General features: G+C 46.9%; 3 protein-coding genes. All 3 read right to left on the bottom strand.

The genetic code is table 11. The annotated features are described in order from the left end of the window. Positions 1 to 32: 32 nt before the first annotated feature. The 3 genes from Q0Y54_RS12325 to Q0Y54_RS12315 all read right to left on the bottom strand — a co-directional run bounded on the left by Q0Y54_RS12325 (position 33) and on the right by Q0Y54_RS12315 (position 3380). Entirely contained in the window at positions 33 to 263 is a 231-nt protein-coding gene (locus Q0Y54_RS12325; RefSeq protein ID WP_297968532.1) for a hypothetical protein, read from the bottom strand. A gap of 71 nt (positions 264 to 334) precedes the next feature. After that, entirely contained in the window at positions 335 to 1075 is a 741-nt protein-coding gene (gene budA / locus Q0Y54_RS12320) for an acetolactate decarboxylase (protein WP_297968527.1), read from the bottom strand. A gap of 331 nt (positions 1076 to 1406) precedes the next feature. Continuing rightward, entirely contained in the window at positions 1407 to 3380 is a 1974-nt protein-coding gene (locus Q0Y54_RS12315) for a methyl-accepting chemotaxis protein (protein WP_297968525.1), read from the bottom strand. Positions 3381 to 3502: the final 122 nt, after the last annotated feature.

The raw sequence follows: 3502 nt of genomic DNA, 5'->3' as shown, positions 1-3502 counted from the left end.
AGAGCAGGTATATTAAGGGATTGTTCCAGAATTTATGCTGGGAAAGTTGAGTAAATAATAATCATCAGGGTGGAAATCACCCCGGCCATGCGTCCGAACATACTGGTAAAAATGATAATACCAGTAATTAATACCATATTGGGATTGGGCACCTTCAAAAACCAAACAAGGGCTATCAGCAAAGCCATCCCCAGAATGGTCACAGTTGATGTGAACCAAAGATTTCTGTTATTGGGATGAAAAAAAATGGATTGCTCATTCATTTTTGTTTATCTCCAATTTATTTAATTATTGGTACGCATTTTATCCTGCTCGGCGCTTCGGATATCCTCTTTCATATCCTTGGCCAAATTATCATCATGGTAAATTTGTCAGTTTTATCAAACTGTACAGTACCCTTTTTCAATGACAGCTCCAGGATATGGCCGCCCCGGGTTCTGTCATCGGAAATAAAATGGAAATGCCAGCCTGGGGTATTAAGTCCCCCCATATAGTTTGGACAATACAAGCCCACCAGGGTTCCCTTGATATTCTTGGCAGTAAATTCCGTCTGCTTCCCCTTTAGGGCTTCCAATAATGTAGGATAAGGCGGCTGGCTGCCGTATTCACTGCGGAACAGTATGGAGGAAAATTCCCCCTTCATTTTTACCATATAAAAGCTGTTTTCCCCATATTCCTTTACGGCCCTGTTCAGAACAGCTTCAAAGGCTGCCTTATCGGTGACATTGGTTAAGTCAAGGCTCACATCATCGTCAAACATGGTCACGGTAGCATATGGCACTGCCCCCTGGTCATCAGCCACCACTACCCGGCCGTCACCCAGGGCCTGATAAACAATGCCATCCAGGACAATCATTTCACCGTTAAGGCCCTCAAAGGTTCCGATGCCGGTATCCCCTACGGCACGGAGCTCCTTTACCTTCACAGTTCCCCCCAAATAGCCCTGGGCCAGGGACTGGAGCAGAGCCACCTGATTTATACTTTCCCGCTCTATAAGTGATGGCGTGGCACTTACCACATTTCCAGTAAACAGACCAGCTAACAAAGTAACAGCAATTTTCTTTTTAATATTCATAATTCACGACCTCCCGAAAATTCATATTTTTTATCGTCAAATTCGCCATAAATAATAAATTTTCCTCTTTTTTTAATAAGATTTATTCAGTGGTATATTTATCCCCCCACTGAAGGTAGTAGAATTAATCCAGAGCCTAGGGGGCTTTTCTCCCACCTAAGAGTAGGGAGACTTAGCACCCCTTGGCATGGGGTTCATTTTCCCTAGCCTCCGGAAAGCCTTTCCCATATATGGCACTAGAAAATCCCCCCGGTCAGCGAACCAGGGGGATTGTTCAGTTCAGTAAACCGATTTACCTGTTAACCCCTTTTATCGGCGTCAACGTACAAAATTATACCTGGAACTCACCTACCATAGCACTCATATCAGTTGCCATCTTGGCCAAAGCATGGGAGGCAGCGGCAATTTCTTCGTTGGAAGCGGATTGCTGCTCGGTGGTACCGGCAATAAGGTTCATATGCTCAGCAGTCTGCTTGCTCACGGAGTCAATAGCATCCACGGCCTGAACAATGCGGGTAGCACCGGTGGAAACGGTCTGTACGGAGTTGTTGATCTCCTTCATGGAGTCGCCAATACCATTTACCTTGGTCATAATCTCAGTAAACTGGGTACCAACCTCACGGATTGCCTTAGTACCCTGCTCAACCTCTCTGGTACCCTGCTCCATGGAGGCAACTGCTCTGTCGGTATTTTCCTGAATGGAGGAAATCCTTGCCTTAATCTGTTCAGCGGACTCCTTGGACTCGGTAGCCAGCTTTCTTACCTCCTCAGCTACTACGGCAAAGCCGCGGCCCTGCTCACCGGCACGGGCTGCCTCAATAGCGGCATTAAGGGACAAGAGGTTGGTCTGCTCGGCAATGGAGGAAATAGCCTCTACGATTTGACCAATCTGCTTGGAATTTTCCCCAAGCTCCTTTACAACCTCGGCAGACTGGAGAACACTGCCCTCCAGGGAGCCAATCTTTTCCATGGCAGCCTTCATCAATTCAGCACCATCCTGGGCAGCCTGGGCAGCAGCCCGGGACGCATCAGAGGCCTCATTGGTCTTGCTGGTCATGAGCTCAATATCGCTATATACGTTGTCCACACTTTCCTTGGCCGTATTAACATCGGAAATCTGCTGATCCATATTGGTGCTTACCTGGGATACGGTTTCAGCTGTATGAACGGAGGACTCGGCACTTTGCTGGGCGTTGGCGGTGAGCTCCTCGGAGGAAGCAGCCACCTGCTCGGCAGTGGTGGCCATGGAGCTGATCAGCTTGGCCAGATGGGCCCTCATGGTATTAAAGGCCGTAACAAGGGAACCGATTTCGTCATCGGAGGTTCTGACAATATCCTGCAATCTAAGGTTACCATGGGCAAGCTGGTCTGCATGATCCTTCAGGGCCTCAATAGGAGTGGTGATAGTATCAGCAAACTTCAGGCACATTGCAATAACGATGAGGAAACCAACTACGGTGAGAATACCAAAGGTAATCTTCAAATTGGATACAGGTGCAAATACATAATCATAAGGAACGGACAAGCCAAAGATCCAGCCATTGCATGGCAGCTTCTTGTAACCAAATACCTGCTTGCCTTCATCATTTTCATAGGTAAAGAAGCCACTGTCCTTCTTCACCATTTCGTCAAAATGCTCGCCAATACCCTTTACCTTGCGGACATCGGACATGATTTCTTCCTTACCGGCGGTACCCAGAATGTTACCGGCACCATCAATTACGATACCCTGACCGGCTTCGCCACGATACTTGGCAGCCTTGGCACGCTCACTAACGATATCCAGGGCAATATCGGTGCACAGAGAACCATAAAAGCCATTGGCTCCGTTAAATGGTGATACTACAGAAACTACCAGCTTGCCGGTGTTCTTATCTACATAAGGCTCGGTGAATACTGTCTTGCCGGCATTCTTGGCGTCATTGTACCAAGGACGCTGCTTTGGTATCAGTTTACCGGTCATGTTGCCGCCATAGAATGAAGCGAAGTAATCATCCTCAGTACCTACATTCAAATCCAGAATTTCCTTATCGGAGGAAATAAGGGACAAGGAATCAATCGACTCAATACGAGCTCTGTCCCCCTTGTAGGATGACATGAGATTGGCTGCATAGGTGGCCGAGGTGGCCTTTTCCTTAAACCAGCCATTCAGCTCGGCAGAATCGTTGCTGACTACTGCAGTAAGCTCTGCTTCTACACTGGACTCCAGATTGGAATCCGATATGAGAAAACCAATCATTGATACCAAGGCCAGCAATACGCCGACGCCTATGGCAAAAATTTGAAATTTCTTTTTTATACCCATATAACTGCCCCCTTAAAATTTTATACATCCTGAAAACCAGAAAAACAGGTCCACAGAATACTTATACTACTCAACTTTCCCACCACAAAAATAAAGCCAATTCCTTGAAAATATTGGTGTCG

This window comes from uncultured Anaerovibrio sp. (assembly GCF_947302755.1).
Lineage (GTDB): Bacteria > Bacillota > Negativicutes > Selenomonadales > Selenomonadaceae > Anaerovibrio.
The sequence above is the reverse complement of the archived record's forward strand: the minus strand, read 5'-3'. Positions and strand labels throughout refer to the sequence as shown.